Here is a 22,127-nt window from a genome sequence, read left to right on the forward strand (position 1 = left end):
CGCGCCGCTACCCCCGTCACACCGTCCAGGGCGCCGGCCGGTTCGGGCTGATCCCGTAGCGGGCCACCGCCTCGGCCACCTTCGCCCGGTCGAGCTTGCCCTCGTCGGCGAGCGCCGAGAGCGCCGCCACCGCGACGTGGTGCCGGTCGACCTCGAAGAAGGCGCGCAGCGCGCTGCGGGTGTCGCTGCGGCCGAAGCCGTCGGTGCCGAGGGTCACGTAGCGGGCCTGGATCGCGGTCGCGATCAGCTGCGGGAAGGCGCGGACGTAGTCGGTGGCGGCGACCACCGGCGCGGGGCCGGCGAGCGCCTCCTCGACGAGGCTGCGCTTCTGCGGCAGGCCCGGATTCAGGCGGTTCGACCGCTCGACCTCGCGGGCCTCGCGGGCGAGTTCGCTGAAGCTCGTGACGCTGTGGACCTCGCTGGAGACGCCGAACTCGTCGGCGAGAAGCTTCGCGGCGGCGATGACCTCCGGCAGGATCGCCCCGGAACCGAGGAGACGAATAGCCGGCTCACCATCTCCGTAGCCGGCAAAACGATACATCCCGCGGATGATTCCGTCCCGCACGCCCTCCGGCATCGAGGGCTGGGCGTAGTTCTCGTTCATCGCCGTGACGTAGTAGAACGCATCGACGTCGCGCTCCATCATGTCGCGGGCTCCGTGGTCAAGGATCACCGCCATCTCGTAGGCGAAGGCCGGGTCGTAGGCGCGGCAGTTCGGGATCGTCGCGGCGACGAGGTGGCTCGACCCGTCCTGGTGCTGCAGGCCCTCGCCGCCGAGCGTGGTGCGGCCGGCGGTGGCGCCGATCAGGAAGCCGCGGGCGCGCTGGTCGGCCGCCGCCCAGATCAGGTCGCCGACGCGCTGGAAGCCGAACATCGAGTAGTAGATGTAGAACGGCAGCATCGCGAGGCCGTGGACGCTGTAGGACGTCGCGGCCGCGGCCCAGGACGAGATCGCGCCGGCTTCCGTGATGCCCTCCTCCAGGAGCTGCCCGTCGCGGGACTCCCGGTAGTAGAGCATCGAGCCGGCATCCTCCGGCTCGTAGAGCTGGCCGAGCGGCGAGTAGATGCCGACCTGACGGAAGAGGTTGGCCATGCCGAAGGTGCGCGCCTCGTCGGCGACGATCGGCACGACCCGCGGACCCAGCTCCTTGTGCTTGATCAGGCTGCTGAACAGCCGCACCGCCGCGGTGGTGGTCGACATCTCCTTGCCGTCGGCCTCGAGCGCGAAGCCCGCGTAAGTCGAGAGGTCCGGCACCGTGACGTGGGCGGCGGTGCGCCGGCGCCTGGGCAGGAAGCCGCCGAGCTTCTCGCGCCGCTCACGCAGGTAGCGCAGCTCGCGGCTGTTCTCGTCCGGCTTGTAGAATTCCAGCCCCTCGACCTGCGCGTCGGTGAGCGGCAGGGCGAAGCGATCGCGGAACGCCTTGAGGGCGTCGGTGTCGAGCTTCTTGGCCTGGTGGGCGGTCATGCGCGACTCGCCGGCGCCGCCCATCCCGTAGCCCTTCTTGGTCTTGGCCAGGATCACGGTCGGGCGGCCCTTGGTGGCCTTGGCCGCCGCGAAGGCCGCGTAGAGCTTGCGGAAGTCGTGCCCGCCGCGCTTGAGCTTGTCGACGTCGGCATCCGACATGTGGGAGACCAGCGCCTTCACCTCCTCGTCCTCGCCGAAGAAGTGGGCGAGGTTGTAGGCGCCGTCCTTGGCCCCGAGCGTCTGGTACTTGCCGTCGACGGTAGCGGCGAAGCGGCGCAGCAGGGCGTGGTTGGTGTCGCGGGCGAAGATCGCGTCCCACTCCGAGCCCCACAGCACCTTGACGACGTTCCAGCCGGCGCCGCGGAAGACGCTCTCCAGCTCCTGGATGATCTGGCCGTTGCCGCGCACCGGCCCGTCGAGGCGCTGCAGGTTGCAGTTGATGATGAAGGTGACGTTGTCGAGCTTCTCGCGCGCGGCGAGCGTCAGCGCGCCGATCGATTCCGGCTCGTCCATCTCGCCGTCGCCGAACACGCCCCAGACGTGCTGGCCGGCGGTCTCCGCCAGCCCCCGGTCGCTCAGGTAGCGCATGAAGCGCGCCTGGTAGATCGCGTTCATCGGTCCGATGCCCATCGAGCCGGTCGGCACCTGCCAGAACTCGGGCATCAGCCAGGGATGCGGGTACGAGCACAGCCCCTCGCCGGCGATCTCCTGGCGGTAGTGCTTCAGGTTGGTCTCGGAGAGCCGCCCTTCCAGGAAGGCGCGGGCATAGACGCCGGGGGCCGAGTGCGGCTGGAAGAACACGAGGTCGGCGCCCGCTCCGCTCGCGTCGCCGGCCTGGAAGAAGTGGTTGAAGCCGAGCTCGAAGATCTCGGCCGCCGAGGCGTAGGAGGCGACATGGCCGCCGAGTTCGCCATAGGCCATGTTGGCCCGCACCACCATGGCGAGGGCGTTCCAGCGCATGATCGAGGTCAGGCGCTCCTCGACCCCGAGGTCGCCCGGATAGGGCGGCTGCTTCTCCAGCGGAATCGTGTTGCGGTAGGGCGAGTAGGGCGGCGCCTCCTCGACGACGCCGATCTCGCGGGCCTTCTGCTCCAGCCGGTCGAGGAGGAAGCGCGCCCGGGCCGCGCCGCCGTGGCGGAGCACCGATTCGAGCGAGGCGAGCCAGTCCGCGGTCTCGGCCGGATCCGGATCGGCCACGCCGCGCGGGCCCAGGATCGCCTGCCCGTTCGGGCGCTCGTTCTCGTTGACCGGCACGGCCGGGATCGGCTTGGCGCTCGCGCTCATGGCCTCGTCCTCCCTTGGATCGCGCCAGGATAGTCCCCCGGTCGCGGAAGATGCTGCTTCGTTTGCCGCCGGTTCGGCCGCTGGCGCAAAACATTTTCGCGGGAGAGGGCGTGCGCGGTCGTTCTTGCCGCGCTGGGCCGCTGTGCCGTTCGGTTCGACCCGCCATGCAATGCGCGGCCGCTCACGCCCACCGGGTAGCGTCAATGGCACCTTTGTCCTAAGGTCCCGCGCGAAGTCGGGCCGTGCGGGGCCGGCCTTCCCGTCGCTGTCCCCTCGTCGAAGCCGCTTCGGCACGGGAGGCCGGGTCGCCGCCCATCGTGCGCCCGCGCCTGCCTCGGGACGCCGCCTCACGATGAATGCCGACACGGCCGCCGGCCTCAACCTGCTCCAGACCCCCCTGCACGCGCTGCATCAGGAGGTCGGCGCCCGGATGGTGCCGTTCGCCGGCTACAGGATGCCGCTGCAATACCCGCTCGGGCTGCTCAAGGAGCACCTGCACACCCGCAAGGCGGCCGGGCTGTTCGACGTGTCCCATATGGGCCAGATCGCCGTGCGGGCCCGCTCCGGCGACCTCGCCGACGCCGCCCGGGCCCTCGAGACGGTGCTGCCGGTCGACGTCGTCGGGCTCAAGCCCTGGCGCCAGCGCTACGGCTTCTTCACCACGCAGGGCGGCGGCATCCTCGACGACCTGATGCTGGCCAACCTGGACGACCATTACCTCCTGGTCGTCAACGCCGCCAACAAGGCCGCCGACCTCGCGCACCTGCTCGACGCGATCGGCACGGAATGCACGGTCGAGCCGATCGAGCGGGCGCTGATCGCGCTTCAGGGCCCCGGGGCGGAAGCCGCGCTCGCCCGCCACTTGGCCGTTGTGGCCGAGATGCGGTTCATGGATGCCCGGACCGTCGCCTTCGCGGGCGAGGACGGCGTCGTCGTGCGATCCGGCTATACCGGCGAGGACGGGTTCGAGATCGCGCTGCCGGCCGAGGCTGCCGTCACGCTCGCCCGCGCGCTGCTCGCCGACCCGGAGGTGAAGCCGATCGGCCTCGGCGCCCGCGATTCGCTGCGCCTCGAAGCCGGCCTGTGCCTGCACGGCTCGGACATCGACCACGAGACCTCGCCGGTCGAGGCGGGCCTGTCCTGGGCGATCCCGAAGGTGCGCCGCCTCGGCGGCGCCCGGGCCGGCGGCTTTCCCGGCGCCGAGCGCATCCTGGCCGAACTGGCGGAGGGGCCGGCGCGGCTGCGGGTCGGCCTGCGGCCGGAGGGGCGCACCCCGGTGCGGGCGGGCGCCGCGCTCTACGCGACCGCCGAGGCGACCGAGGCGGTCGGCCGGGTGAGCTCCGGCGGCTTCGGGCCGAGCCTCGACGGTCCGATCGCCATGGGGGTGCTGCCGAGCGCGCTCGCCGTACCCGGCACGCCCGTCTTCGCCGAGGTGCGCGGCCAGCGCCTGCCCTGCGCGGTGGTGCCGCTGCCGTTCCGCCCCGCCGGCTTCAAGCGTTCCTGAACCAGGAGTTCGTTCATGCTGAAATATACCGACGAGCACGAGTGGCTGCGCCTGGAGGGCGACGTGGCGACGGTGGGGATCACCGACCACGCCGCCGAGCAGCTCGGCGATCTCGTCTTCGTCGAGCTGCCGAAAGTCGGCGCCACGCTGACCAAGGGCGCCGCCGCCGCCGTGGTGGAGTCGGTCAAGGCGGCCTCCGACGTCTACGCGCCGGTCGACGGCGAGGTGACCGAGGTCAACGAGGATGCGGTGGCAAACCCCGAGAGCGTCGGCACCGACCCGCAGGGCAGCGGCTGGCTCTACCGTGTGCGCCTCTCGGACCCGTCGCAGCTCGACGGCCTGATGGACGAGGCGGCCTACCGCGCCTTCTTGGGCTGACCGTCCCGAACACAGCGACGGCGGGGCCCAGCCGGTCCCGCCGTCTCCCATTTCTGCCGCTCGACAAGGCTCCGACCAGGGCACCCCCTTCATGCCGATGGACAAGTACGACCCCTACGACTTCGCCAACCGCCGCCATATCGGCCCGTCGGTGGACGAGATCGCCCGCATGCTGGAGGTGGTCGGCGCCGAGAGCCTCGACGCCCTGATCGACGAGACCCTGCCGGCGGGCATCCGCCAGAAGGACGCGACCGAGTTCGGCGCCGCGCTGTCGGAGCGCCGGGCGATCGAGCGCCTGCGCGCCACCGCCAACAAGAACAAGCTCCTGACCTCGCTGATCGGCCAGGGCTACCACGGCACCACGATGCCGCCGGCGATCCAGCGCAACATCTTCGAGAACCCGGCCTGGTACACCGCCTATTCGCCCTACCAGCCCGAGATCAGCCAGGGCCGGCTCGAGGCGCTCCTGAACTTCCAGACCTGCGTCAGCGACCTGACCGGGCTCGACATCGCCAACGCCTCGCTCCTCGACGAGGCGACCGCGGCCGCCGAGGCGATGGGCATGGCGCGCCGCATCGCGACGGCCAAGCCCGACGCGTTCTTCGTCGACGCGCAGTGCCTGCCGCAGACCATCGCGGTCCTGAAGACCCGGGCCGAGCCGTTCGGCTGGCGCATCGTCGTCGGCGACCCCTTCACCGACCTCGATCCGGCGGCGGTGTTCGGCGCGATCTTCCAGTATCCGGGCGTCGAGGGTGCGGCCCACGACTTCACCGACGTGATCGCCAAGCTGCATGAGGCGGGTGCCATCGCGGTGGTGGCGGCCGATCCGCTGTCGCTGACGGTGCTCAAGCCCCCGGGCGAGATGGGGGCCGACATCGCGGTCGGCTCGATGCAGCGCTTCGGGGTGCCGATGGGCTATGGCGGTCCGCACGCCGCCTACATGGCGACGCGGGACGCCCACAAGCGCTCGCTGCCTGGGCGCATCGTCGGCGTCTCGGTCGATGCCCGCGGCAACCGCGCCTACCGGCTCTCGCTCCAGACCCGCGAGCAGCACATCCGGCGCGAGAAGGCGACCTCGAACATCTGCACCAGCCAGGTGCTGCTCGCTGTCATCGCCTCGATGTACGCGGTGTTCCACGGGCCGCGCGGGCTCAAGGCGATCGCGATGCGCATCCACCGCGACGCGACGCGCCTCGCCGCGGGCTTGAACCAGCTCGGCTTCGAGACCCATCCGGACGCCTTCTTCGACACCATCACCGTGACGGTCGGCCCGTTCCAGGGCGTGATCCTGAAGAATGCCGTCGCGAACGGCATCAACCTGCGCAAGGTGGGCACCGACCGCATCGGCATCACGGTCGACGAGCGCACCCGGCCCGACATCATCGAGGCAGTGTGGCGCGCCTTCGGGGGCGACCGCCTGACCTACGACGAATCCTGGCCCGAGCCGCGCTTGCCGGCGGACCTCATCCGGACGTCGGAGTACCTGACCCACCCGATCTTCCACATGAACCGGGCGGAGAGCGAGATGACGCGCTACATGCGCCGCCTCGCCGACCGGGACCTCGCCCTCGACCGGGCGATGATCCCGCTCGGCTCGTGCACGATGAAGCTGAATGCCACGGCCGAGATGCTGCCGGTCTCGTGGCCGGAATTCTCGGAGCTGCATCCCTTCGTGCCGAAGGACCAGGCCGAGGGCTACGCCGAGATGATCGCCGATCTCTCGCAGAAGCTCGCCGACATCACCGGCTACGCGGCGATCTCGATGCAGCCGAATTCAGGCGCCCAGGGCGAGTATGCGGGTCTCTTGGCAATCCGCGCCTACCACCTGTCGCGCGGGGAGGGGCACCGCAACGTCTGCCTGATCCCGTCCTCGGCCCACGGCACCAACCCGGCTTCGGCGCAGATGTGCGGCATGAACGTGGTGGTGGTCGGCGCCGACCGCCACGGCAACGTCGACGTGGCCGATTTCCGCGCCAAGGCCGAGAAGCACGGACCCAACCTCGCCGCCTGCATGATCACCTACCCGTCCACCCACGGGGTGTTCGAGGAGGCGGTGCGGGAGATCTGCGACATCACCCACGCCCATGGCGGCCAGGTCTATCTCGACGGCGCCAACCTGAACGCCCTCGTCGGCCTCGCCCGGCCCGGCGACATCGGGGCCGATGTCAGCCACATCAACCTGCACAAGACCTTCTGCATCCCGCATGGCGGCGGCGGGCCCGGCATGGGGCCGATCGGCGTCAAGGCGCACCTGATCCCGTTCCTGCCCGGCCATCCGGAGACCGATGGGCGCGAGTTCACGGTCTCGGCCGCGCCCTACGGTTCGGCCGCGATCCTGCCGATCTCCTGGAGCTACTGCCTGCTGATGGGCGGGCGCGGGCTGACGCAGGCGACCCGCATCGCGATCCTCAACGCCAACTACATCGCCACGCGCCTCGCCGGCGCCTACGACGTGCTCTACACCGGCACCCACGGGAGGGTGGCGCACGAATGCATCATCGACGCCCGCCCGCTGATGAAGAGCGCGGGCGTCAGCGTCGAGGACATCGCCAAGCGGCTGATCGATTGCGGCTTCCACCCGCCGACGATGAGCTGGCCGGTCGCCGGCACCCTGATGATCGAGCCGACCGAGTCGGAGACCAAGGGCGAGATCGACCGCTTCTGCGACGCCATGCTGGCGATCCGGGAGGAGATCCGGGCGATCGAGGAGGGCCGGATGGACCGGGCCGACAACCCGCTCAAGAACGCCCCCCACACGGTCGAGGACCTGATCGGCCCCTGGGAGCGGCCCTATTCCCGCGAGGCCGCCTGCTTCCCGGCCGGCGCCTTCCGGGTCGACAAGTACTGGCCCCCGGTCAACCGGGTCGACAACGCCTATGGCGACCGCAACCTCGTCTGCGCGTGCCCGCCGGTCGAGAGCTACATGAAGGCGGCGGAGTAGGACGACGTCCGTGGCGCCCGACCCTCAAAGGGGCCGGGCGCCACCGGCTCAAGCCGCGTCGGAGACTTGAACCTCGACGTAAAGCTCGCCTCTGTTCACGCCATGCAGGGTTGGCGCTGCATCCCGCTTTGGATATCCTCATTGGGATATCTTCTATATCCGCTCGGGATAGATATGGCGCTCTTCGTCAAGGATCCGGAGGTCGACGCTCTCGCTCAGGAGTTGGCGTCCCTCAAGCGCGTCACCAAGACAGAGGCCGTGCGGCAAGCGCTGCGCGGCGCACTCGACCGCGAGAGGGGCGAGCGCGACCTCGTCGCTCAGTCGATCGCCTTCGCCCGCGGGCTCCGGGAGCGGGCCGGCCCGAATCCCCGGCCAGCCGACAAGGCCTTCCTCGACGGATTGTACGGGGACCCGTGATGCTCGTCGACGCCTCTGCGCTGACGGCGATTCTCGCCGGCGAGCCGGACGCCTCTGCCCTCGTCGCGCGCCTGCAGCAGGCCCGTCAGCGACTCACCTCACCGTTGGCGGTCTGGGAGACCACGATCGCGCTCGCCCGCATCCTCGACCTGCCGCTTCCTGACGCGCAGCAGGCGGTTCGCGACTATCTCGCGCTCGCGTCGATCCAGGTGGTCACCGTGCCTCCCGAGGCGGCCGACGGCGCAATCGAGGCCTTCGACCGCTTCGGGAAGGGCCGACATCCCGCCGGGCTCAACTTCGGAGATTGCTTCGCCTATGCATGCGCCCGGATCTACCGAATGCCGCTCCTGTTCAAAGGCAATGACTTTCCCCTGACCGACATCCCGGCCGCCTGATTCCCGATCCGGAGAACGATCTCCGGATATCCTCTCACCCCGCCGTCCCATCCCCCACGTAATCCCGCCAGATCGCCTTCTCCCCCAGCCCCGCCGCGAAGGCCGCGTGCGCCGCGCGCTCGGCGTCGGTGAGGCGGCTGCGGGTCGGGCGGGGGCCGTGCGCGACCGGGGCGGCGCGCAACGACGGGCCGGCCGGGCCGGTATTGCCCTCGACGGTGAGCCCGAGCGTCGTCTGCTTGCCGCCGAGCAGCTCGATATAGACCTCGGCCAGGATCTGCGCGTCGAGGAGCGCGCCGTGCTTGGTGCGGCGGGAATTGTCGATGCCGTAGCGCGAGCACAGGGCGTCGAGGTTGTTGGCCGCGCCCGGATGCTTGCGGCGGGCGAGCGCGAGCGTATCGACGACGGACGCCAGCTCGATCGCCGGCGGCGCCTTGTCGCCGAGGCGGGCGTATTCGGCGTTGAGGAAGCCGACGTCGAAGGCGGCGTTGTGGATCACCAGGGTGGCGTCGCCGCAGAAGTCCAGGAACTCGGGCAGGATCTGCGCGAAGAGCGGCTTGTCGGCCAGGAACGCGTCCGAGAGGCCGTGGACCCGGAACGCGCCCTCCGAGACCGGCCGCTGCGGGTTGATGTAGCGGTGGAACTCGCGCCCCGACGGGATGTGGTTGAGGAGCTCGATCCCGCCGATCTCGATCAGCCGGTCGGTCTTGGCCTCGGTGCCGGTGGTCTCGGTGTCGAGGACGATCTCGCGCAGCATCGTGCGGCTCCCTCAAGAGAACGGTTGCGATCTCTGTAGCGACGAGGCGTTAACCGGCCCGCCTCGTCACGGCGGCGATCACCGCGTCGACCTGCGCCTCGGCGTGGGGGAAGCCCCGGTCGGTCTCGATCAGGTAGTCGGCGCGGCAGCGCTTCTCGGCGTCGGGCATCTGCTTCGTGAGGATCTGCGCGAAAGCCTCCTCGGTCATGCCCGGCCGGGCGAGCACCCGGGCGCGCTGCACCTCGGGCGGCGCGGTGACGACCGCGACCGCGTCGCACCCCGCCTCGCCGCCGGTCTCGAACAGGAGCGGCACGTCGAGCACGACGAGCGGCGCGGCGGCATGCCGGCGCAGAAAATCGTCCCGGGCGTCGCGCACCAGGGGATGGACCAGCGCCTCCAGCCGGCGCAGGCGCTCGGGGTCACCGAGCACCGCCTTGCGTAGCGCCGCGCGGTCGACCGCGCCGTCGGGGGCGAGCGTGCCGGGAAACGCCGCGCCGATCGCCGCGGCCGCCGCTCCGTCCGGGCCGTAGAGGGCGTGCACGCAGGCATCGGCGTCGTGGACCGGCACCCCGCGGGCGCGGAACATCGCCGCGGTGGCGCTCTTGCCCATGCCGATCGAGCCGGTGAGGCCGAGGACGACCGGCGGGCTCACCCGTGACCCTCGAGATCGGCGACGATGCGGGCGCGCAGGGCCGGCGTCACGGAGGGCGTGAGGCCGAACCAGCGGGCAAAGCCCGGCACCGCCTGGTGCAGCAGCATGCCGAGGCCGTCCACGGCGGCAAGCCCGCGAGCCCGCGCGGCCGCGAGCAGCGGGGTCTCGAGCGGCACGTAGACGATATCGGCCACCGCCGCCTCGGCGGGCAGCGGCGCGAGGTCGAGGGCGAGCGGGTCCTGGCCCGCCATGCCGAGGGCGGTGGTGTTGATGACGAGCCCGGTCTCCGGGAGCTGCGCCGGCATCGCGCCCCACGGCACAGCGGTGATGCGGGCCGGATCGAGGGCGGTGAGACCCTCGGCCCGCTCGGCGCTGCGGTTCGCGACGATCAGGCGGGGCAAACCGCGCTCGAGGAGCCCGACCACGATGGCGCGGGCCGCCCCGCCGGCGCCGAGGACCAGGGCGGCGCGGCCCTTCGCGACGCCCGTCGCCTCGGGCCAGCCCGCGCCGAGGCTCGCGTCGAGATGGGCGAGGAAGCCCGGCGCGTCGGTGTTGTCGCCGTGGAGGAGCCCGTCCTCGAACCACAGGGTGTTGACGGCGCCGATCCGCTCCGCCCGGGGGGTGAGACCGTGCGCGAGGCGGAATGCCGCCTCCTTGTGGGGGATCGTGACATTGCCGCCGACGAAGCCCTCGGCCGCGAGGCTGCGGACGAAGTCCGGGAAGGCGTCGGGATGGACGTCGAGGCGCGTGTACGAACCCGGCAGGCCGTGCTCGGCGAGCCAGTGGCCGTGGATCAGCGGCGAGCGGGAATGGGCGATCGGGTGGCCGACCACGAAGGCGCGGGGGTACGGGGTCGTCATCGAAAAAGTCGTCTCAGAATGCCAGCAACCCGTGCGCGCGCAACGACGCGAGCAGCGGCAGCAGCGGCAGGCCCAGGATGGTCGCGTGGTCGCCCTCGACGCGGTCGAACAGATGGATGCCGAGGCCCTCGAGCTGGTAGGCGCCGACGCTGCCGGTGACGGCGGGGCCGGCGGCGTCGAGATAGGCGGCGATGCCGGCCGCATCGAGGGGCCGCATCGTCAGCCGCGCCGTCGCGACGAAGACCTCGGCCACCGCCCCGCCGATCGTGAGCGCCACGGCGGAATGCAGGGCGTGGGTGCGCCCCTGCAGGCGGGCGAGGTGGGCGGCGGCCCCGTCCCGGTCGGCGGGCTTGTGGAAGACCGTGCCGTCAAGGTCGAGCACCTGGTCGGCCCCGATCACCACGCGGTCGGGCGCGCCCGCCGCCACCGCCGCCGCCTTGGCCTCGGCCAGGCGCTCGGCGAGGCGCCGGGGCGGGAGGCCCTCGGCCTGCGCCTCGACGGCGCGCTCGTCCACCCCCGGCGCCCGGGTCTCGGGGTCGAGGCCCGCGGCGGCGAGCAGCGCGCGCCGGGTCGGGCTGGTCGAGGCGAGGAGGAGCGGCGCCGCGCCGCGCCAGAGGGAGGGGGAAGACTGCGACATCGGCTCTAGCTGGCGATGAACTTCAGCCGGTGCTCGCGGTGGAGGTCGACGATCGCCGCCGCCGTCTCCTCGATCGAGCGCCGCGTGACGTCGATCACCGGCCAGCGGTTGCGGGCGAAGAGCCGGCGCGAGGTCGCGATCTCGTCCGCCACCGCGTCGCGGTCGACGTAGGAGGAGGAATCGTCGGCCTTGAGGCTGAGCAGGCGGTTCTGGCGGATCTGCACGATCCGCTCCGGCGAGGCGATCAGCCCGACGACGAGGGGCTTGCGCAGGGTCTCGAGCACCGGCGGCGGCGGCACGCCCGGCACCAGCGGGATGTTGGCAGTCTTCAGGCCGCGATTGGCGAGATAGATCGCCGTCGGCGTCTTCGAGGTGCGGCTCACCCCGAGCAGGATCACGTCCGCCTCGTTGAGGTCGACCGGCAGGTTGCCGTCGTCGTGGGCGAGCGTGAAGTTCATCGCGTCGATGCGCTTGAAGTACTCCGCGTTCAGCATGTGCTGCGCGCCCGGCCGGGCGGTGGAGTGGGTGCCGAGATAGGATTGCAGCAGCTGGTGCACCGGCTCCAGCACCGAGAGCAGAGGCGAGCCGGTCGCCCGGCACGCCTCCTCCAGCCGCTCGGTCAATTCGCGCCCGACGAGGGTATAGAGCACGATGCCGGGGGCCTGCTCGATCTCGTTGATCACCCGCTCGAGCTGCGCGCCGGAGCGCACCAGGGGGTAGACGTGCTCGATCGCCGAGACCCCCTCGTACTGGGCCGCTGCCGCGCGGCCGACATTGATCAGGGTCTCGCCGGTGGAGTCCGACACGAGGTGGAGGTGGAAGTAGCTGCGGACCACGCGGGCTCCCCGGACTCGCCGCGGGCGCGGCAGACGCATGTCGAATCCGGCGCCCGGCGTGTCGTCCACCGATCGGTCGCGCGGAGTCGATGGATGTGGATAATGCGCCGACGAAGCGAGGTCCAGGCGCGAGGGGTGTGGGTTAACGGCTTCACGCCTCAACAGGCCGGCCGTTAACACTCGTGGCGGACTGTCCGTGGGAGAATCCGGGACGCGGGGCCGCCGATTCGGGTCCGACGGGGCCCAAGCCCCTCGCGACTCTCGTGATCCCTCGACAATGGAGCAAACCTGTTAAAGCCCCCTTAACGCACCGGCCGTGGGGACGGGCTGTGGACGGGCCTGGAGCCCCGCGACGCCTGCCCCCAACAGAAAAAACAGAGTCCTAGAATCTCTCTTTTCTTTTCAGAGGCCTGGCGTGGGGGCGGAAAACCGCCAGGGTCGCGGCGACCCGCCCGGGTCGCGACGACGCGCCGGGCTGGCGCGGCGCGGCGGTTCTCGGCATAGGGAAGCGATCCGCCGACGCGGCGGCAGGCGAGACGGTTTTCGGGGGGCTGGGGCATGGGCGGGACCGCGGGAGCCGGACGGGGAAGCGCGGAGCGGCCGCTCCTGCGGGTGCTCAGCGGCGAGGCGCTGTCGCCGCCGCCGGCCTGGATGATGCGCCAAGCCGGGCGCTACCTGCCGGAATACCGAGCAGTGCGGGCGGAAGCCGGCTCCTTCCTCGACCTGTGCTACAACCCCGACTTCGCCACCGAGGTCACCCTGCAGCCGATCCGGCGCTTCGGCTTCGAGGCGGCGATCCTGTTCTCCGACATCCTGGTGGTCCCCCATGCGCTCGGCCAGGACGTGCGCTTCGTGGAAGGGGAGGGGCCCCGCCTCGATCCCCTGGCAGGCCGGCCCGAATTCGAGGCGCTGATCGAGGCCGGCGACCCGCGGGTGATGCGCCATCTCGCGCCGGTCTTCGAGACCGTCGGGCGCCTGCGGGCGGAGCTGCCGCCCGAGACGACGCTGCTCGGCTTCTGCGGCGCGCCCTGGACGGTGGCGAGCTACATGATCGGCGGGCGCGGCACGCCGGACCTGGCGCCGGCGAGGGCACTCGCCGCCCGCGACCCCGCCCTCCTCGACGCCCTGATCGACCGGCTGGTCGCGGTCTCGACCGAGTACCTGGTGCGCCAGTTCGAGGCCGGCGCCGACGCGGTGCAGATCTTCGAGAGCCATGCCGGCGCCCTGCCGGACGTGCCGGCCGGCGAGCCTGGCGATGCCCTCGCGCGCTGGAGCTTTGCCCCGATCGCCCGGATGGTGTCCGGCATCCGCGCCCGGGTGCCCGGCGCCAAGATCATCGTGTTCGCCCGCGGCTCGGGGCTCGAGGGCCACGCCCGGGTCGCCGAGGAGACCGGCGCCGACGCGGTCGGGGTCGACTGGGCGGTGGACCTGCGCTCCTTGCGCGCCCGCCTGCCGGCCTCGGTGGTCACGCAAGGCAACCTCCACCCCGAGACCCTGATCGAAGGCGGCGCGGCGCTGGACGCGGCCGTGGACGCGATCCGGGCGGCCACCGCCGGCACGCCCCACATCTTCAACCTCGGCCACGGCATCACCCCGCAGACGCCGATCGCGAATGTCGAGCGGATGCTGGCGCGGCTGCGGGGGTGAGGGGGCACGGGTTCGGCGCGGAGGCGCGTCCACACCCCTGGGTTCGCGACAATCCCACCCGCGACCTCATCCTGAGGTGCCGGCGATCGGAGATCGCTGAGCCTCGAAGGAGGGCTCCAGATAACTCTGCGATCCCTGGAACCCTCCTTCGAGGCTGCTGCGCAGCACCTCAGGATGAGGTCGCGGGTGGGATGAACTGAATCAAGCGATCGATACATCCTCCGAAAGGGACGATCCCACCGTGTATCTCTGGATCAAGGCCGCCCACGTCGTGTCGCTCATCGCCTGGATGGCCGCGATGCTCTACCTGCCGCGCCTCTTCGTCTATCACGCCGCGGTGCCGGCAGGCTCGGCTCAAGGAGAGACCTTCAAGGTGATGGAGCGGCGGCTCGCCAAGGCGATCATGCTGCCGGCGATGATCGCCACCTGGGTGTTCGGGATCTCGCTCGCGGTGATGAGCGGCGCCTACAGCCAGGGCTGGTTCCACGCCAAGGTCGCCCTGGTGCTGGCCATGAGCGGCATCCACGGCTGGCTGTCGCGGATGGTCAAGGACTTCGCCGCCGACCGCAACGCCCGCAGCCCAACGTTCTACCGGGTGCTCAACGAGGTGCCGACGGTGCTGATGATCGGCATCGTGATCCTGGCGGTGGTCAAGCCCTTCTGACGGAGACGACCATGGCGCCCGCCATCGAGACGCGGACCCTCTCCCTCACCCTGGCCGGGCGCTCCTTCAGCCTGCCGGTCGACCGGATCGGCGCCGGCCCGCCGGCCCTGCTGCTGCCCGCCCTCTCCTCCATCGCCACCCGCGAGGAGATGCGGCCCCTGGCGACGCGGCTGTCGGCCCGCCACCGCTGCGTGGTGCCGGACTGGCCCGGCTTCGGGGCGCAACCCCGGGCCCGGGTGCCGCTCGCGCCCGACACCCTGCACGCCTTCCTGGATGCCCTCCTGGCGCAGGAGCCCGGCCCCTACGCGCTCGGGGTCGCGGCCGGTCACGCCGCCGGCTACCTCGTCGCCGCGGCCGCCCGCCATCCGGGCGCCTTCGGGCGGCTCGTCCTGGTGGCGCCGACCTGGCGCGGGCCGCTGCCGACCGCGATGGGCGAGGAGCGCCGGCCGCTCTTCGGCCGCCTGCGCCGGCTGGTCGAGGCGCCGGTCGTGGGCAACCTCCTCTACCGCCTCAACGTCAGCACGCCGGTCGTCGCCCGGATGATGCGGGCCCACGTCTATGCCGATCCGGCCCGGGTCACCCCGGCGGTGCTGGCCGAGAAGCGGCGGGTCACGCACCAGCCCCGCGCCCGCTTCGGCACCGCCGCCTTCGTGACCGGCGGGCTCGACCCGGTCTGGACGCGGGAGGACTTCCTCGCCCTGTTCGGCCCCGGCCTGCCGCCGGTGACGATGCTGCGCCCGAAGGCTGCGCCGCGCCGCTCCGGCGCCGAGATGACGGCGCTCGCCGGGACCGGCCGGGTGCGCAGCGTCGAGATCCCGGGGGCGCTCGCCGCTCACGAGGAATGCCCCGAGGCGGTCGCGGCCGCGATCCTCACCGCGGAGGCGTGAGCCGATGCGGGCGCGCCTCGTCGTCCCTGCCCTGACTCTGGCGCTCGCCGCGGCCGGGGCCTCGGCCGACCCGGCCCGCGAGCCCTACCTCGCGGCGGGCGCCCTCGACGTGGCCGCCGCGCTGCCCGCGCCGCCCCGGCCGGGCAGCGCCGCGCAAGCCGCCGATGCGGCGATCTACGCGGCGACCCGGGACCTCGCCGGCTCGTCCCGCTGGCACCTCGCCGTCGCCGACGTCGCCTCGGGCGTTCCCCGGCTCCTCGACGACTTCTCCTGCGCGATCGGCCGGCGGCTCGACCCCGCCCGCGTGCCGGCCCTGGCCGAGCTGCTGGCGCGCCTGCGCCGCGACGTCGTGGCGGTGGTGCGGAACGCCAAGGCGCGCTTCGCGCGGCTCCGGCCGCATCTCGGCAACGACGCGCCGATCTGCGTCGACCGCACGGAGGCCCTCGACCGCAGCTTCGCCTATCCGTCCGGCCACGCCACCGAGGGCTGGACCTTCGGGCTCGTCCTCGCCGCCCTGATGCCGGAGCGCGCCGCCCCGATCCTGCGCCGCGGCCGGATCTACGGCGAGAGCCGGATCGTCTGCGGGGTGCACTGGGCGAGCGACGTCGAGGCCGGCCGCAGCACCGGCGCGGCGCTCTTCGCCGCGCTCGTCGGCAGCCCCGCCTTCCGGGCCGATCTCGACCGCGCCCGGGCCGAGCTCGCCGCCGGATCCGAGGGGGCGGCCCCCGAGGCGGCCCTCTGCGCCCGCGAGGACCAGGCGGCGCACCCGCCCTGATCGAGGCGGCCGTGCCGCGCCCGGCGCGCGCCTGCGCCGCGATCCCGGCCGGGCGCGGGCGAGAGTTCTTGGCGCAAGGTTTCTTGGCGCAAGGTTTCTTGGCGCGAGGGTTCTTGGCGTCAGGGCATGCAGGCGTTGATGCGGCAGCCCGAGCCCCGCTTCGAGCACTGGTAGAGCGAGAGGTAGATCGCCCGCTCGCGGCTGTCGCTGCGGGCCCAGCCGCTGCCGCCGTAGCCGTTGGCCCGGCAGTACCAGGCCGAGGCGCCGGTGTTCATGGTCGCCAGCATCAGGCCGGCCAGGGTGAGGGCGGACAAGGTCTTCATGGGACTGCTCCATTCGAGGATCGTGACTGTCGGCCAAATCATCGTCGTCGGCGACGTCACGATCGGAGCAGCAGAGAGGCATGTCGTTGGCCTCCCGGACTTGCCCGCGTCCTGCCGTCGTCCAGTCCCACACCGTTCCGGGGACGGTGTGACCTTCGCAGGACGAAGGCAGGATTGCGGTGTGGTCTCGCACGAGGGGAAACGGGGCCGCCGCCAGGGCGGCCCCGCGGGCGGATGTCAGGCCGCCTTGCGCTTGGCCTGCCGGGCGCGGCGGCCGAGGATGTTGAGCACCTCGACGCCGGCCGAGAACGCCATGGCGGTGTAGACGTAGCCCTTCGGCACGTGGGCCCCGAAGCCTTCGGCGATCAGCGTCATGCCGATCATGATCAGGAAGCCGAGGGCCAGCATCACCACCGTCGGGTTGGCGGCGATGAAGCGCGACAGGGGATCGGCGGCGACGAGCATCACGGTCACGGCGGCCAGCACCGCGATCACCATGATCGGCACGTGCTCGGTCATGCCGACCGCCGTGATGATGCTGTCGATCGAGAACACCAGGTCGAGGAGCAGGATCTGGCCGATCGCCGCCGTGAAGCCCAGCGATGCCTTGCCGCCGGCCTTCTCCTCCGGATCGGGATCGAGGCTGTGGTGGATCTCCTTGGTGGCCTTCCAGAGCAGGAACAGGCCGCCGGCGATCAGGATCATGTCGCGCCAGGACAATCCCTTGCCGAAGATCTCGAAGACCGGCTGGGTCAGGTGGACGATGTAGGCGACGGTGCCGAGCAGGGCGAGGCGCAGGATGAGCGCGAGCCCGATGCCGATGCGCCGGGCCCGTGCCTGCTGCTCGTCCGGCAGCTTGTTGGTGATGATCGAGATGAAGATCAGGTTGTCGATCCCGAGGACCACCTCCATGACGACGAGCGTCGCGAGGGCGGCCCAGGCCGTCGGGTCGGCGGCCAGCTGCATCAGGGATTCCACGGTGGACGGTCCTCTTACGGAAAGATCGACGGGCGGCCCGGCGCCGGCGGCGCGTGGACCTGGACGGCCTTGGGCAGCACCTGCACATGGGCGGGGGTGTAGGTGGTCAACTCGCCGTCGGTGTTGACCGGGCGCGGCTTGCGGGTGCGCAGCACCACCTCGGTGGTCTGGAAGGCGCGCACGTCCGCGGCCTTGCCCTGCGTGCCCCGGCGCAGGGCCGGCAGCAGGGCGAGGAGCCGCCACCAATGGGCGACCTCGAGGCTGTAGAAGTTGAGCAGGCCGTCATCGACGGTGGCGTTCTCCTCCACCGTCATGCCGCCGCCGTAGTGGCGGCCGTTGCCGACCGAGACCTGGATCGTGCGCACCGTCTCCACCGTGCCGTCATGCTCGATGTAGACCGTGAACGGCCGCGCCCGCCGCAAGAGCCGGAACGCCGCCACGGCGTAGCCGATCGTGCCGAGGCGGCGCTTCAGGTCGGCGGTCAGCTCGCCCGCGAGATCGGCCGAGAAGCCGATGCTGGCGACGTTGAAGAAGTAGTGGCCGTTGACGCAGCCGAGATCGATCGGCCGGGCCGGCACCGTGGCGATCACCTCCGCCGCCTCGATCGGATCGGCCGGCAGGCCGAGGCTGCGGGCGAGGTCGTTGGCGGTGCCGAGCGGCAGGATGCCGAGCGGCAGGTGCGCCTCCGCCAGCGCCTGCGCGGCGGCGTTCAGGGTGCCGTCGCCGCCCCCCAGGATCACCATGTCGCAGGTGGCGGCGTGGGCGTGGATCAGCGCCTTGCAGTCGCTCTCGCCGGGTGGCGGCTCCACCGGCTCGATGCCGCCGCGGCGCAGGACGCCCTTCACGGCTTCGAGGTCGAGGCCGCCGTTGCGGGCCTTCGTGTTGACGACGAGCAGGGCCCGCCGGCTCGCCTCAGCGCCCGACATCGGCGCCTCCGGCCGGGCGTGCGGCGGCGAGGGCGGCCGGATTGGCCGAATGAGGAACGGGAATGACGCGCAAGGCTGCGGGCCCTCCAGTGCGATCGTGCCGCGTCAGCACAAAGGCAGAGAAGGGGTCCGACATCGCGGTCGACGCCTCGAACCGCCAGAGGGGCCCGGACCCGGGGACGTCCCTGAGGTGGGGTGGCGGCCGCCCTTGGCAAGGGTTCCGCTGCGTACGAAGCACCGATCTCGCACCGCCGCGCGCCGGGCGGGCGAGGTCGAGGCGAGGTCAAGGCATGTGCGCAGCGGGAGTATCGGGGAGGGCGGTGCCCGTCCTCGCATCCGCAATGGAACCGTAACCGCAGCACCGAACGTTCCCTTGCCTGATCGTGGTCCTTCCCGGTGCCGCCGCCATGTCTGCCCTGTCCCGGCCTTCCCTCTCCCCCTCGCCGGCCGCCCTGCTCGGCCTCGGCCTGTCCGCCCTCCTGTCCACCGGTGCCCTGGCCCAGGGCTGGGTCGATCCGCCGACGCGCGCGGCTGCGCCTCCCGCGGCGCCCCCCGCGGCGGCGCCCGCCCCGAAGGCGCCGAGATTCGAGCCGGCGCCGGCCCCGCGGGCCGAGGCGCCGGTTCATCCGAAGGCCCACGCGCCGCGCCGCGTCGCCGAGGAGGTGCGCCGGCCCGCCCGCAGCGGGATCCACGCCGCCACCGAAGCCCGCCGCGCCGCGCGGCTCGCCCGGGCCGTGCGGCCGCTGCCGGTCCAGATCCCGGCGCCCGCTCCGGTCGCGGTGTCGGACGACCAGATGCGCGACTGGGCGGTCGCCTCGCAGCGCCTCGCCCGCGACTACATGGCGTCGATCTCGGGCGCCAACGGCGCGATGCTGGCAGAGGCACCGGGATTCTACGGCAGCCAGGTCGTCTTCCACGGCCGGCCGATGAGCGTGGCCAGCCTGATGTCGGAGAAGCGCCGCTTCGTGCAGCGCTGGCCCGAGCGGCGCTACCGGCCGCGGCCGGATTCCCTGCGCACCGCCTGCAATGCCGGGCTCGCCGTCTGCCGGGTCCAGGCCATGGTCGATTTCTCGGCCTTCAGCCCCGACCGCGGGGTGCGCTCGCAGGGCACCGTCGACGTGGAGCTCGCGGTCAGCTTCGCGGGCGGGCGCCCGGTGATCGTCTCCGAGAACAGCCGGGTCGTGCGTCGCGACGCGATGGCGAGCCGCGACTAGCCCTGTTGCGGTGTGACAGGGCGCCCGCGCCGGCATAGATTCGGGTCATCACCGGGAAACGGCTGAAGGGACGGACGGCCGGGACCCGCTGCCGGGGACGATGGGATACGATGCGGACATGACCTCGCGTGAGCAGTTGCAGGCGCTGATCCGGGCGGTGATCGACCGGCAGCGCCCCGTCGCGGTGGCCCGTCGCACCCTCGAACTCCTGGTGGAATCCGCGACGCGCAGCCTCGACGCGCCGCCGGGCTACCAGATCGTCGACCGGGACGGGCGCCCGCGCACCCGCCCGGTCGGCGGCGAGGCGGTGCCCCTGACCCTGAGCGACCTCGCCGACGAGCTGCGCCGCCAGCACCCCAACCTGTTCCAGCCGGCCGTCGCCCCCAGCCCTCCCGCGCCAAGCCCGGCGTCGAGCCCGCCTCATTCAGGTCCGGCAACCCCGAGCCCCGCTGCGCCCGATCCGGCTCCCGCACCGGCGGAGGCCCCACGGGACTGGATCGTGGTGAAGCCCGCCACGCGGCCGGAGACACCGCCCCGTCCCGACCGGGCCGGGCGCTTGCGGGACACCCTGCGCGGCCTCGGCGCCCGCCTGCGCCGCCCGGCGCTGGCGCCCGCCGCCCCGGCCGCGCCCGTCCTCCCGGTGCAGGCGCCTGCACCGGTGCCGTCGCCTCCGCCGGCCGGCGGAGGGCTGAAGCCGGGGATCGCCCGGCGGCAGCCTCTGCCCGGCCGGGGCGTGCCCCGTCGCCCGCTCTACGCCGCCCTCGGGGCGCTGGTCGTGCTCGGCGCCGGCTATGCGGCCTTGCGCGGCGAGCGGACCCACGAGGCGGCCACCGTGCAGGCATCCGGGACCGGAACCGCGTCCGACGCCGGGCCCAAGGTCGCCGAAGCCAGGACCGCTGACACGAAGCCCGCCGAAACGAGGCCCGCGGAGGCGCGGCCGGCCGAGGCGAAGCCCGTGCCGAAGGGCCAGGACACCAAGGCTGCCGAGGCGAAGCCGGGCGCGAAGCGCGAGCCGGGCGAGACCGGGGCCCTGGTGCCGGAGGCGACCGGGCCGGTCGCCGGCGTCGCCGAGGTGCTCGACACCGCGACCCTGCGGCTCGGCGGGCGCACCCTGCGCCTCTACGGCGTCGAGGCCGCCAAGGGCGCGCAGGCGAGCGACCTGACGGGCTATCTCGGCGGTCGCCCGGTGAACTGCCAGCCCAGCCCCGCCCGCACCGCCTGGATCTGCACCGTCGACGGGCACGACCTCTCCGAGGTGGTGCTCTACAACGGCGGCGGCCGCGCCACCCCCGAGGCGACGCCGGACCTGATCGAGGCCGAGCGCCATGCCCGCGTCGGCAAGCTCGGGATCTGGGCCAAGCCCTGACCCGGCGATCCCGATCACCGCAGCCCCGGCGCGCCGAGGAGCGCCACCAGGGCGCCCTGCCGCCCGGTGCCGGTCTTGGCGAACACCGCCTTGATCTGGCTGCGCACGGTCTCGACCGCGCTGCCGAGCGCCTCGGCGGCCTCCTCGAGGGAGGCGCCGCCGGCCAGGATGGCGGCGAGCCGCGCCTCCGCGGCGGTGAGGCCGAAGACCTGGGCCAGCAGGGCCGGGTCCGGCCGCCGCTCGGCCTCGAGGTCGGTGACGAGCAGGAGCCCGCTGGCGCCCAGGAACGGCGACCGGACGGCCTCCGCCAGCGGCAGGAGGCGCAGGATCAGGGGACGGCGGTCGCGCCGCGGCACCAGCACCGGGCCGGCCGGCGGCGCGCGCAGGCGCAGCGCCTCCGTCAGGGCCGCGACCTCGTCCCGCGCCCGCGGATCGGCGATCCGCAAGGCCCCGTCGCCGATGCGGAACGCGGCGTCGAACAGGGACTCCGCCCGGCGGTTGGCGCCGAGGACCCGGCCGGTGCCGTCGAGGGCGAGCGCCGCCTCGGCGACCTGGTCGAGCCCGCTGAGGGCGCCGTCGAGGGCGGCGCGGCCGAGGGCCTCCGACAGGGTAGCGGCCCGGCCGAGCCGCTGCGCGAGGCCGGCGAGGGGCCGCACCTTCGCCGCCTCGAACGGGCCGTGGCGGGCCTTGCGCTGGACCGATACGGCCCAGTGCTCGGCGCCGGCATGGAAGCCCGCCACCGCGAACCAGTGGTAGCCGTGCGGCAGCAGCAGCTCGTTGTAGAACGGGGAGCGGGCCATCTCCTGGGCGGTCAGGATGTCGGCATCGGTGACGACCTCGCCCCGCATCACCCGCGGCACCGCCCGGGTCCGGATGTCGGTCTGGTGCCAGCCGTGCCGGAAATAGGCCGCGACCAGCTCGTCGACCTCGGGCGTGCACGGGATTCCGGGCGTGCGGCGATGGCTCTGCAGCAGCATGGCGCCGTCGCCCCCGACCAGGTCCGAGACCTGCGCCAGCACCGGGGCCCAGCGGGACGGATCCAGGGCCGCCTCACCGAGGCTGTCGTCGAGGCGCCGGAGCAGGTCGTCGGTCGGGCCCATGGCAGCGCGCGGCTCTCGGGTTCGTCTTGCCAGACATTACGTCAGGCGCTCCCGATTGTGCGGGCGGCCCGGCCCGATCGACAGGAATTTGTTCAGTTTCCCAAGAGATCCGCCCCGCCGGCCC

The 22,127-nt window shown here is 72.5% G+C and carries 21 protein-coding genes; 11 read left to right on the top strand and 10 right to left on the bottom strand.

What is annotated here, in order from left to right:
* Window positions 1–16: 16 nt before the first annotated feature.
* On the bottom strand, window positions 17–2,749 hold the full coding sequence (gene mdeB, locus EU555_RS20335) for an alpha-ketoglutarate dehydrogenase (RefSeq protein WP_135417058.1): 2,733 nt from the start codon (window positions 2,747–2,749) through the stop codon (window positions 17–19).
* 352 nt (window positions 2,750–3,101) lie between these two features.
* Here mdeB and gcvT point away from each other — a divergent pair, with 352 nt between their 5' ends.
* From gcvT to EU555_RS20360, 5 genes are all read left to right on the top strand, one after another.
* On the top strand, window positions 3,102–4,253 hold the full coding sequence (gene gcvT, locus EU555_RS20340) for a glycine cleavage system aminomethyltransferase GcvT (RefSeq protein WP_135417059.1): 1,152 nt from the start codon (window positions 3,102–3,104) through the stop codon (window positions 4,251–4,253).
* Window positions 4,254–4,268: 15 nt separating this feature from the next.
* Window positions 4,269–4,631 (top strand): glycine cleavage system protein GcvH, encoded by a 363-nt coding sequence (gene gcvH / locus EU555_RS20345; RefSeq protein ID WP_135417060.1) that lies wholly within the window; start codon window positions 4,269–4,271, stop codon window positions 4,629–4,631.
* A gap of 91 nt (window positions 4,632–4,722) precedes the next feature.
* The gene (gcvP, locus tag EU555_RS20350; protein WP_135417061.1) at window positions 4,723–7,572 is read left to right on the top strand and encodes an aminomethyl-transferring glycine dehydrogenase; all 2,850 of its coding nucleotides are present in this window, start codon (window positions 4,723–4,725) and stop codon (window positions 7,570–7,572) included.
* A gap of 174 nt (window positions 7,573–7,746) precedes the next feature.
* Window positions 7,747–7,989, top strand: coding sequence for a type II toxin-antitoxin system VapB family antitoxin (locus EU555_RS20355; protein WP_135417062.1), 243 nt, complete (start codon window positions 7,747–7,749; stop codon window positions 7,987–7,989).
* Window positions 7,989–8,384, top strand: a complete 396-nt coding sequence (locus EU555_RS20360) for a type II toxin-antitoxin system VapC family toxin (RefSeq protein WP_135417063.1) — start codon at window positions 7,989–7,991, stop codon at window positions 8,382–8,384. Before EU555_RS20355 ends, EU555_RS20360 begins: the two co-directional genes overlap by 1 nt.
* Window positions 8,385–8,418: 34 nt before the next feature.
* Here the strand turns inward: EU555_RS20360 and dnaQ are convergent, their stop codons facing one another.
* The 5 genes from dnaQ to EU555_RS20385 are packed head-to-tail and all read right to left on the bottom strand — an operon-like array spanning window position 8,419 to window position 12,123.
* Window positions 8,419–9,138, bottom strand: coding sequence for a DNA polymerase III subunit epsilon (gene dnaQ / locus EU555_RS20365; RefSeq protein WP_135417064.1), 720 nt, complete (start codon window positions 9,136–9,138; stop codon window positions 8,419–8,421).
* A 49-nt stretch (window positions 9,139–9,187) separates the two neighbouring features.
* A complete protein-coding gene (gene coaE / locus EU555_RS20370; protein WP_135417065.1) occupies window positions 9,188–9,790 on the bottom strand; it encodes a dephospho-CoA kinase in 603 nt (200 codons plus the stop codon).
* Entirely contained in the window at window positions 9,787–10,650 is an 864-nt protein-coding gene (locus tag EU555_RS20375; protein ID WP_135417066.1) for a shikimate dehydrogenase, read from the bottom strand. The genes coaE and EU555_RS20375 overlap by 4 nt, the downstream gene beginning before the upstream one ends.
* Window positions 10,651–10,663: 13 nt before the next feature.
* Window positions 10,664–11,287 (bottom strand): Maf family protein, encoded by a 624-nt coding sequence (locus tag EU555_RS20380; RefSeq protein ID WP_135417067.1) that lies wholly within the window; start codon window positions 11,285–11,287, stop codon window positions 10,664–10,666.
* A gap of 5 nt (window positions 11,288–11,292) precedes the next feature.
* Window positions 11,293–12,123, bottom strand: coding sequence for a pyruvate, water dikinase regulatory protein (locus tag EU555_RS20385; RefSeq protein WP_135417068.1), 831 nt, complete (start codon window positions 12,121–12,123; stop codon window positions 11,293–11,295).
* A 558-nt stretch (window positions 12,124–12,681) separates the two neighbouring features.
* Here EU555_RS20385 and hemE point away from each other — a divergent pair.
* The 4 genes from hemE (at window position 12,682) to EU555_RS20405 (ending at window position 16,096) form a co-directional block, all read left to right on the top strand.
* Window positions 12,682–13,770 carry a uroporphyrinogen decarboxylase gene (gene hemE / locus EU555_RS20390; RefSeq protein WP_135417069.1) on the top strand — a complete coding sequence of 363 codons (1,089 nt, stop codon included), beginning with the start codon at window positions 12,682–12,684 and terminating at the stop codon, window positions 13,768–13,770.
* A 241-nt stretch (window positions 13,771–14,011) separates the two neighbouring features.
* A complete protein-coding gene (gene hemJ, locus EU555_RS20395) occupies window positions 14,012–14,434 on the top strand; it encodes a protoporphyrinogen oxidase HemJ (RefSeq protein WP_135417070.1) in 423 nt (140 codons plus the stop codon).
* A gap of 11 nt (window positions 14,435–14,445) precedes the next feature.
* A complete protein-coding gene (locus EU555_RS20400) occupies window positions 14,446–15,321 on the top strand; it encodes an alpha/beta fold hydrolase (RefSeq protein WP_205820964.1) in 876 nt (291 codons plus the stop codon).
* A gap of 4 nt (window positions 15,322–15,325) precedes the next feature.
* Window positions 15,326–16,096, top strand: coding sequence for an acid phosphatase (locus EU555_RS20405; protein ID WP_135417071.1), 771 nt, complete (start codon window positions 15,326–15,328; stop codon window positions 16,094–16,096).
* A 119-nt stretch (window positions 16,097–16,215) separates the two neighbouring features.
* Here EU555_RS20405 and EU555_RS20410 read toward each other — a convergent pair whose 3' ends face one another.
* The 3 genes from EU555_RS20410 to EU555_RS20420 form a co-directional block, all read right to left on the bottom strand.
* On the bottom strand, window positions 16,216–16,419 hold the full coding sequence (locus tag EU555_RS20410) for a hypothetical protein (protein WP_135417072.1): 204 nt from the start codon (window positions 16,417–16,419) through the stop codon (window positions 16,216–16,218).
* A gap of 237 nt (window positions 16,420–16,656) precedes the next feature.
* The gene (locus EU555_RS20415; RefSeq protein ID WP_135417073.1) at window positions 16,657–17,397 is read right to left on the bottom strand and encodes a TerC family protein; all 741 of its coding nucleotides are present in this window, start codon (window positions 17,395–17,397) and stop codon (window positions 16,657–16,659) included.
* 14 nt (window positions 17,398–17,411) lie between these two features.
* Window positions 17,412–18,323, bottom strand: a complete 912-nt coding sequence (locus tag EU555_RS20420) for a lipid kinase (protein ID WP_135417074.1) — start codon at window positions 18,321–18,323, stop codon at window positions 17,412–17,414.
* Window positions 18,324–18,730: 407 nt separating this feature from the next.
* Between EU555_RS20420 and EU555_RS20425 the strand changes: the two genes are divergently transcribed.
* Both EU555_RS20425 and EU555_RS20430 read left to right on the top strand, forming a co-directional pair.
* A complete protein-coding gene (locus EU555_RS20425; protein WP_135417075.1) occupies window positions 18,731–19,537 on the top strand; it encodes a hypothetical protein in 807 nt (268 codons plus the stop codon).
* A gap of 118 nt (window positions 19,538–19,655) precedes the next feature.
* Window positions 19,656–20,903 carry a thermonuclease family protein gene (locus EU555_RS20430; protein ID WP_135417076.1) on the top strand — a complete coding sequence of 416 codons (1,248 nt, stop codon included), beginning with the start codon at window positions 19,656–19,658 and terminating at the stop codon, window positions 20,901–20,903.
* Between the two features lie 14 nt (window positions 20,904–20,917).
* Here the strand turns inward: EU555_RS20430 and EU555_RS20435 are convergent, their stop codons facing one another.
* On the bottom strand, window positions 20,918–22,003 hold the full coding sequence (locus EU555_RS20435; RefSeq protein WP_135417077.1) for a helix-turn-helix transcriptional regulator: 1,086 nt from the start codon (window positions 22,001–22,003) through the stop codon (window positions 20,918–20,920).
* Window positions 22,004–22,127: the final 124 nt, after the last annotated feature.

It is taken from the genome of Methylobacterium nonmethylotrophicum (assembly GCF_004745635.1).
GTDB classification, from domain to species: Bacteria; Pseudomonadota; Alphaproteobacteria; order Rhizobiales; family Beijerinckiaceae; genus Methylobacterium; species Methylobacterium nonmethylotrophicum.

What these genes read in the sequence shown, in the direction of transcription:
- EU555_RS20420 (WP_135417074.1), bottom strand. Translation starts at nt 18,323, where the DNA reads ATGTCGGGCGCTGAGGCGAGCCGGCGGGCCCTGCTCGTCGTCAACACG.
- hemE (WP_135417069.1), top strand. Translation starts at nt 12,682, where the DNA reads ATGGGCGGGACCGCGGGAGCCGGACGGGGAAGCGCGGAGCGGCCGCTC.
- gcvP (WP_135417061.1), top strand. Translation starts at nt 4,723, where the DNA reads ATGCCGATGGACAAGTACGACCCCTACGACTTCGCCAACCGCCGCCAT.
- EU555_RS20355 (WP_135417062.1), top strand. Translation starts at nt 7,747, where the DNA reads ATGGCGCTCTTCGTCAAGGATCCGGAGGTCGACGCTCTCGCTCAGGAG.
- dnaQ (WP_135417064.1), bottom strand. Translation starts at nt 9,138, where the DNA reads ATGCTGCGCGAGATCGTCCTCGACACCGAGACCACCGGCACCGAGGCC.
- EU555_RS20360 (WP_135417063.1), top strand. Translation starts at nt 7,989, where the DNA reads ATGCTCGTCGACGCCTCTGCGCTGACGGCGATTCTCGCCGGCGAGCCG.
- EU555_RS20405 (WP_135417071.1), top strand. Translation starts at nt 15,326, where the DNA reads ATGCGGGCGCGCCTCGTCGTCCCTGCCCTGACTCTGGCGCTCGCCGCG.
- EU555_RS20430 (WP_135417076.1), top strand. Translation starts at nt 19,656, where the DNA reads ATGACCTCGCGTGAGCAGTTGCAGGCGCTGATCCGGGCGGTGATCGAC.
- EU555_RS20375 (WP_135417066.1), bottom strand. Translation starts at nt 10,650, where the DNA reads ATGACGACCCCGTACCCCCGCGCCTTCGTGGTCGGCCACCCGATCGCC.
- EU555_RS20425 (WP_135417075.1), top strand. Translation starts at nt 18,731, where the DNA reads ATGTCTGCCCTGTCCCGGCCTTCCCTCTCCCCCTCGCCGGCCGCCCTG.
- EU555_RS20435 (WP_135417077.1), bottom strand. Translation starts at nt 22,003, where the DNA reads ATGGGCCCGACCGACGACCTGCTCCGGCGCCTCGACGACAGCCTCGGT.
- gcvT (WP_135417059.1), top strand. Translation starts at nt 3,102, where the DNA reads ATGAATGCCGACACGGCCGCCGGCCTCAACCTGCTCCAGACCCCCCTG.
- EU555_RS20380 (WP_135417067.1), bottom strand. Translation starts at nt 11,287, where the DNA reads ATGTCGCAGTCTTCCCCCTCCCTCTGGCGCGGCGCGGCGCCGCTCCTC.
- EU555_RS20410 (WP_135417072.1), bottom strand. Translation starts at nt 16,419, where the DNA reads ATGAAGACCTTGTCCGCCCTCACCCTGGCCGGCCTGATGCTGGCGACC.
- gcvH (WP_135417060.1), top strand. Translation starts at nt 4,269, where the DNA reads ATGCTGAAATATACCGACGAGCACGAGTGGCTGCGCCTGGAGGGCGAC.
- EU555_RS20400 (WP_205820964.1), top strand. Translation starts at nt 14,446, where the DNA reads ATGGCGCCCGCCATCGAGACGCGGACCCTCTCCCTCACCCTGGCCGGG.
- mdeB (WP_135417058.1), bottom strand. Translation starts at nt 2,749, where the DNA reads ATGAGCGCGAGCGCCAAGCCGATCCCGGCCGTGCCGGTCAACGAGAAC.